Below are 6,754 nucleotides of genomic sequence, written 5' to 3'. Positions count from 1 at the left end.
GGGATGGCCCGGGTGCTGGACGGCCGGGACGGAGCCGACCACATCCGGGAGGGGGTGCGTCTGTTCAGTCTGGTTGCTGCTGATCCGCAGACCGCGCTTGACTCGACGTGGGTTGTCCTCGGCCTGTTGTGGTTGCGCGAGAGCGGAGCAACGCGAGCGAGCCTGCAGGCGGTCGAGGCGGCCCGGGCAGAGACGGCAGTCGGTGCGCTGCCGCGGCTGCTGTTCCACCTGGCCCGTGACGGCGCGACGACGGACCGGTGGGTGAGCGCCGCCTCTGAGTACCTCGAGTCCATCGCCCTGGCCGAGGAGTTCGGACACGAGACCGATGAGGCGACCTCGCTGGCCGGACTCGCGTGGCTCGAGGCGCGTCAGGGCCTCGAGGAGGACTGCCGCCGCCACGCGCAACGGGCCTTGACAGTGGCGGTTCCGAGGCACATCAACATCGCCTGCATCTGGGCCCGGTTCGCGCTCGGCGAGCTCGACCTGGCATCAGGGCGGATGAAAGAGGCCGTTGAGGGCCTGATCGACCTCCACGCCTGGCTGGACGCCGTGGGCATTCGCGACGTCGACGTCTCACCGGCCCCGGAGCTCGTGGAGGCGTTGATGCGCACCGGCCGCGAGGCCCGGGCGCGAGAGGTGTCGCAGATCCATGCGTCTCGTGCTCACGCCAAGGGCCAACCCTGGTCGCTTGCCCGGGCAGCCCGGATCGAGGGAATCCTTGCACCTGACACCGAGCTTGACGACGTCTTTGGACGCGCCCTCGACCTGCATGCCCTGACCCCAGATCTCTTCGAGTCGGCCCGGACCCGGCTGGTCTTCGGCACCCGGTTGAGGCGGGCTCGGCGCCGGGTGCACGCCCGGGCACAGCTGCCCCAGGCGCTGGCCACCTTCGAGCGGCTCGGAGCCCGCCCGTGGGCCCAGACCGCTGCCGACGAGCTCGAGTCCACCGGGGAGACAGCGGCACGTCTCGGAGTCAGTGGCGTGGACCTCCTGACACCGAGGGAACGCCAGATCGTGATGCTCCTGGTTGCCGGCCGGACCACCCGTGCTGCGGCAGCCGCGCTGTTCCTCAGCCCGAAGACCGTCGAATGCCACCTGCGCCACGCCTACACAAAGCTCGCCATCAGCAGTCGAAGCGAGCTCAGCCTGCTGGTGGCAGCCTCTCCCGAACAGCAGTAGTCGGCGTCCGGTCCTGGTCCTGCCCTTCAGCCAGGAGATCGTCGCAGACCGCGACGAGCCGACGTCGCAGCTCCTGCGAGCGACGCGACAACCCTCGCTGCGCTTCGACGTATGCCGTCTTGCCGGCCGGGGTCTCGATCCGCACCGGGTCGTAGCCCAGCTCGCTGAGGTCATAGGGCGCGGCCCGCATGTCGAGGACCCGAGCCTCGCGGGCGAGGTCGAAGCAGTCGGCAACGAGGTCGCTCGGCACCGCCGGGGTCAGCTTGTAGGCCCACTTGTAGCAGTCCATCCCGGCGTGCAGGCAGCCCGGTTGCTCCATGGTGATCTGTGAGTCACGTGTCGGCAGACGGGCGTTCAGCGGTTGCGCCGCAGGTGTGAAGAACCGGTAGGCGTCGAAGTGCGAGCACCTGACCTGGTGGGTCTCGACGACGGCGTCGGTGCCGGCGCTCCCGAGACGCAGGGGCCAGTCGGCGTGCCGCACCTGCTCCTTCGGGAGGCGGTACACCATGGCCCACTCGTGCAGCCCGAAACAGCCGAGGTGGGCCGGGCGCTCGAGGGTGTGCCCCAGCAGCGCCCGGATGAACCGCACGGTCGAACCACGGTCCTCGAGGAAGCGGTCCCCGTCGAGGCCGACATCGGGTCCGGCGCTGCGGTAGAAGCGCCAGCCGGCTCGTTCGTCACCCGCGGCGCCGCGCAGGACCACCCCGGCTCCGGGGTGCCACCGGCGTAGCGCGGCAGGCCTGTGGGCGTAGTAGGTGAAGAGGAAGTCCTCGACAGGGTGCTTGCGGCCGTCCTCCCGGCGGGCGCGATAGGACGCGGTGGCGGCGTCGACCCGTGCGCCGTGGGCCCGTTCGAGGGCCCGCCACTCCTTCGCCTGCAGCACCACGGTCACGAGGACCCACCCTAACGAGCCCGGGCAGGAGCGCCTGACACCCGCCGACAGACCCCGGCTGACCTGCGTCCTTCATGGAGCCTCCGGCAGGGTGCCTCTATGGTTGGGGCGTGCGAATAGCGAGGTACACGACAGGTGAGGACCCGGCATACGGGATCGTCGAGGGTGAGCCCGGTCGTGAGGTGATCATCGCGCTTCAGGGAGACCCGTTGTATGTCGGCATCGTTCCCGGCAACACGACCATCGCCCTGGACGAGGTGAGGCTGCTCGCCCCGGTCATCCCGCGCAGCAAGGTCGTCGGCATCGGCCGCAACTACGCCGACCATGCCCAGGAGATGGGGGGTGACGTCCCGCAGGAGCCGTTGATGTTCCTCATCCCCAACACCGCGGTCGTCGGGCCGGGTGACCCCGTCGTCATGCCGCGACAGAGCCAGAACGTGCACTACGAGGGCGAGCTGGCCGTCGTCATCGCCAAGATCTGCAAGGACGTCCGGGTCGAGGACGCGGGGGAGTGCATCTGGGGTTACACCGTCGCCAACGACGTCACGGCGCGTGACCTCCAGGCGTCGGACGGCCAGTGGGCGCGGGCCAAGGGCTTCGACTCCTTCTGCCCCCTCGGACCGTGGATCGAGACCGAGCTCGACCCGGCCGACCTGCGCCTCACGACGACACTGGACGGCGAGATCGTCCAGGACTGCACGACCGCCGACATGGTCCACGGCGTCGCGGCGCTCGTCGCCCACGCCTCGGCCGCCTTCACGCTGCTGCCTGGCGACGTCATCCTCACGGGCACCCCGGCGGGGGTCGGTCCGGTCCAGCCGGGCCAGCGGGTGAGCGTCGAGATCGAGGGCATCGGCACGCTGGACAACCCCTTCGTCCGGCGCTGACCGGGCCTTTGTCTGGCGCCGGGCGACAGGGCTACGGTTGGGCGATGACGACCGGTGAGCTGACCACGCACGAGATCGAGCGACTGGCGAAGGAGTTCGCGGCCGACCCGCAGCACCGCCTCCTCCAGAACGCCCTGACCCGCAACCAGGTTGACGAGATCGCGATGGACCACGCGCTCGCCATCTCCCTGGAGCGGTCGATGTCGCACCAGCTCGACGACTGGGCCGTGACCAACCAGAAGCGGAGCGGCCGATGCTGGCTCTTCGCCGGGTTGAACCTGCTGCGCGTGGGCGCTGCCGCGAAGATGGGCGTCAAGGACTTCCAGTTCTCCCAGAACCACCTGTTGTTCTGGGACAAGCTGGAGAAGGCCAACTTCTGGCTCGAAGGGATCCTCGAGACCGCCGACCGTGAGGTGGACGACCGGAGCGTCGCCCACCTCCTGACGGACCCCACGGGCGACGGCGGACAGTGGAACATGTTCGTCGCCCTCGTGCGCAAGCACGGTCTCGTGCCCCAGGCCGCGATGCCGGAGACCGTCGCCTCCTCGTCGACCTCCCAGCTCAACCGCGACCTGTCGGCGGTGCTGCGCCAGGCCGCCCGAGACCTGCGGGCGCAGGCCGCCTCCGGGGAGGACATCTCCTCGCTGCGCGAGCTCAAGGCCGAGACCCTCCAGGTCGTCCACAAGATGCTCTCGTTCCACCTCGGCACCCCGCCGCAGACGGTGCGCTGGCAGTGGGCCGACAAGGACAAGGGCTTCCACCGCGACGAGGAGATGACCCCGCAGGACTTCGCGAACCGCTACGTCGGCCTCCCCGTCGACGACTACGTCTGCCTCGTCGACGACCCCCGGCCGAGCAGCCCCCGGGGGCGCACCTTCACCGTCGAGTTCCTCGGCAACGTCGCCGACGGCACGCCGGTCGTCTACCTCAACGTCGAGATGGACCTCATCAAGCGACTGGCCCGCGAGGCCATCGTCGGTGGGGAGCCGGTCTGGTTCGGGTGCGACGTGGGCCAGATGTCCGCCAAGGACGATGGGGTCTGGGACGCGCAACTCTTCGACTACGACGCCGTCTATGGTCACACCACCGACTTCGCCAAGGCCGACCGGCTGCTCCACCGGGCTTCGGCAATGACCCACGCGATGCTCCTCACCGGCGTCGACGTCGTTGACGGCACCTCGCGTCGCTGGCGGGTCGAGAACAGCTGGGGGGAGGAGAAGGGCGACAAGGGCTTCTGGACGATGAACGACAGCTGGTTCGCCGAGCACGTCTTCGAGATCGCCGTCCGGCGAGACGCCCTGCCCGCCGACCTGCAGGCCGCCCTCGATGCCGAGCCGATCGTGCTGCCCGCGTGGGACCCCATGGGCGCACTGGCCGACGGCTGACCCCGGCGGCGGAGCACTAGGGTGATGGCCACCATGAGCAACGCCAACACACCCGACGACACCGCGCCCGAGCCTCCCCACGACCCGCGGCAGCACGCGACCAGTGGCAGCCCGCACGGACCGGTCCGGCTGCGCGTGGCGCCGTCGCCGACCGGCGACCCGCACGTCGGCACGGCATACATGTCGCTGTTCAACCTGGCTTTCGCCCGGCAGCAGGGGGGGTCGTTCGTCCTGCGCATCGAGGACACCGACCGGGCCCGCTTCCAGCAGGACAGCGAGCAGCAGGTCTTCGACACCCTTCACTGGCTCGGCCTGAGCTGGGACGAGGGGCCGGACATCGGTGGCCCCTTCGCGCCCTACCGCCAGTCCGAGCGGCTCGAGACCTACCGCCCCTACGTCGAGCGGCTGCTCGCCGATGGCAGGGCCTACCACTGCTGGTGCTCGACCGAGCGCCTCGCGCAGATGCGCGAACAGCAGCAGAAGGCCAAGAAGCCGACCGGCTACGACCGCATGTGCGTTGACAAGACGGCCGAGCAGCGCGCCGAGCTGCCCGGCTACACGGCGATCCCCGTCGTGCGGATGCTCGTCCCCGACGACGCCCCCACCCGGTTCACCGACCTCATCCGGGGCGAGGTCAACGCGCCGCACCCGGATGACCAGGTCATCCTCAAGGCCGACGGATTCCCGACCTACCACCTCGCCGTCGTCGTCGACGACCACGAGATGGGCATCACCCACGTGGTGCGCGGCGAGGAGTGGATCAGCTCCACCCCGAAGCACCTGCTGCTGCACCGCTGGCTGGGGCTGGCGGAGCCGCAGTTCGCGCACATGCCGTTGCTGCGCAACGAGGACAAGTCCAAGATCAGCAAGCGCAAGAATCCCGCGGCGCGGCTCACGTGGTTCCGCGAGCAGGGTTATCTGCCCGAGGCGCTCGTCAACTTCCTGGCCCTGTTGGCCTATCCGCCCACGACGGACGCCGAGGGCGCCGACCGTGAGGTGTTCACCTTCGAGCAGTTCTCGACAGGCTTCGACTGGCGCAAGGTCAACCCCGTCGGCCCGATCTTCGACCTCAAGAAGCTCGACTGGCTCAACGGGGTCTACATCCGTGGGCTCGAGGTCAAGACCTTCACCTCGCGGCTGCTCCCGCACCTCGAGCAGGACGGGGTCCTGTCGGGCTCCCCGTCGCTCGGCGAGCTCGGCCGGCTCGAGCAGGTCGCCGCACTCATCCAGACCCGGATCACCCTGCTGTCAGAGGCCGCGCCGCTGGTGCGTCCGTTCTTCGTCGCCGACGACCAGCTCGAGATCGCCGACGATGCCCGGGCCCAGCTCAGGGACGACTCGGGTCAGGTGCTGGACACCGCCATCGCGGCGTTGGCAGACATCGACGACCACGCTCACGGCGTGCTCGGCTCCGAGAGCGGCTGGAACGCCGCGGCGATCGAGTCGACCCTCCGGGCAGCGGTCGTCGACGGTCTGGGCATCAAGGCAAAGCTCGCTTTCGGACCGTTGCGCACAGCGGTCTCCGGTCAGCGCATCTCCCCGCCGCTCTTCGAGTCGATGGAGATCCTCGGCAAGACCTCGACGCTGGCCCGGTTGCACTCCCTGCGCTCCTCGCTCTGACGTCGCGGCTGCCGTGATGAACGGGTCGTCGGAGGGCCCGGTTGCCTTGCCCTGGCCGCTCTTCGGGCTCCGGCTCGGCACGGCGCAGCTCGAGCTGCGTCCGGCCAGGGAGAGCGACTGCCTCGCGCTCGCGGCCCGAGTCCCGGACGACCTCGAGCTCGACCCGGGTGCGACCCGGTATGCCGTGGACGAACCTCTCAACCGGCGGGCCGCGATCCTGCAGGGATGGTGGCGGGCCCTGGGGACGTGGACCCCGGACGAGTGGATCCTGTCCTTCGCCGTGGTCCACGACGGGGGTCTGGTCGGCTCCCAGACCCTCGAGGGCCCGGGCTTCCGCTCGACGCGCACGGTCGACACCGCGTCATGGCTGGTGCCGGACGCCCGGGGGAGAGGGTGGGGCACACAGGCGCGGGCGGCGGTGCTTGCGCTCGCCTTCGGGGCCCTCGGCGCCGAAGCGGCGGTCACGTCGGCCTGGCGCGACAACCACGCGTCCCTTGGCGTCTCGCGCTCCCTCGGGTACGCCGACAACGGCGTGCAGCTGCACCCGCGCGGCGACAGCCGGGACGAGATGGTCCACCTGCGGATGTCCCGGTCGGTCTGGACGTCACGGGCCCGCCCGGCCGTGACGATCGAGGGGTTCGAGGCCTGCCGCCCGTACTTCGGGCTCTGACCCGGGTCGGGACAGAGGGATCGCACGGCATACGCGCCGCTGATTTGGGTTGTCGCGAAGCGGCCCGGTAGTATCGTTGCTCGGTTCGCCTCCTCCGAAGGTTGCACGTGACACGCGGAAG

6 protein-coding genes are annotated in these 6,754 nt (G+C 69.9%); 5 read left to right on the top strand and 1 reads right to left on the bottom strand.

The annotated features are described in order from the left end of the window. A partial coding sequence (locus tag ACLL9L_RS17885) for a helix-turn-helix transcriptional regulator (protein WP_411286002.1) occupies nucleotides 1–1,179 on the top strand: 1,179 nt, incomplete at its 5' end. Here the strand turns inward: ACLL9L_RS17885 and ACLL9L_RS17880 are convergent. Beyond that, nucleotides 1,142–2,071 (bottom strand): 3-methyladenine DNA glycosylase, encoded by a 930-nt coding sequence (locus ACLL9L_RS17880; RefSeq protein WP_411286001.1) that lies wholly within the window; start codon nucleotides 2,069–2,071, stop codon nucleotides 1,142–1,144. The two genes, ACLL9L_RS17885 and ACLL9L_RS17880, sit on opposite strands and share 38 nt — an antisense overlap. Before the next feature lie 110 nt (nucleotides 2,072–2,181). Here ACLL9L_RS17880 and ACLL9L_RS17875 point away from each other — a divergent pair, with 110 nt between their 5' ends. From ACLL9L_RS17875 to ACLL9L_RS17860, 4 genes are read left to right on the top strand one after another with little or no spacing between them, the layout of a single operon-like run. Then, on the top strand, nucleotides 2,182–2,958 hold the full coding sequence (locus ACLL9L_RS17875) for a fumarylacetoacetate hydrolase family protein (RefSeq protein ID WP_411286000.1): 777 nt from the start codon (nucleotides 2,182–2,184) through the stop codon (nucleotides 2,956–2,958). 44 nt (nucleotides 2,959–3,002) lie between these two features. Continuing rightward, nucleotides 3,003–4,343, top strand: a complete 1,341-nt coding sequence (locus ACLL9L_RS17870) for an aminopeptidase C (protein ID WP_411285999.1) — start codon at nucleotides 3,003–3,005, stop codon at nucleotides 4,341–4,343. 33 nt (nucleotides 4,344–4,376) lie between these two features. Then, a complete protein-coding gene (gene gltX, locus ACLL9L_RS17865) occupies nucleotides 4,377–5,963 on the top strand; it encodes a glutamate--tRNA ligase (RefSeq protein ID WP_411285998.1) in 1,587 nt (528 codons plus the stop codon). 16 nt (nucleotides 5,964–5,979) lie between these two features. Continuing rightward, complete coding sequence (locus ACLL9L_RS17860; RefSeq protein ID WP_411285997.1) at nucleotides 5,980–6,633, top strand: GNAT family N-acetyltransferase; 654 nt, start codon at nucleotides 5,980–5,982, stop codon at nucleotides 6,631–6,633. The last annotated feature ends 121 nt before the right edge of the window (nucleotides 6,634–6,754 follow it).

Source organism: Lapillicoccus sp. (assembly GCF_046595215.1).
Taxonomy (GTDB): domain Bacteria; phylum Actinomycetota; class Actinomycetes; order Actinomycetales; family Dermatophilaceae; genus Lapillicoccus.
This window is presented reverse-complemented; position numbering and strand designations above follow the sequence as displayed.

Bases quoted from the DNA above. Each gene is read 5' to 3' on its own strand.
- ACLL9L_RS17870 (WP_411285999.1), top strand. From the start codon at position 3,003: ATGACGACCGGTGAGCTGACCACGCACGAGATCGAGCGACTGGCGAAG.
- gltX (WP_411285998.1), top strand. From the start codon at position 4,377: ATGAGCAACGCCAACACACCCGACGACACCGCGCCCGAGCCTCCCCAC.
- ACLL9L_RS17860 (WP_411285997.1), top strand. From the start codon at position 5,980: ATGAACGGGTCGTCGGAGGGCCCGGTTGCCTTGCCCTGGCCGCTCTTC.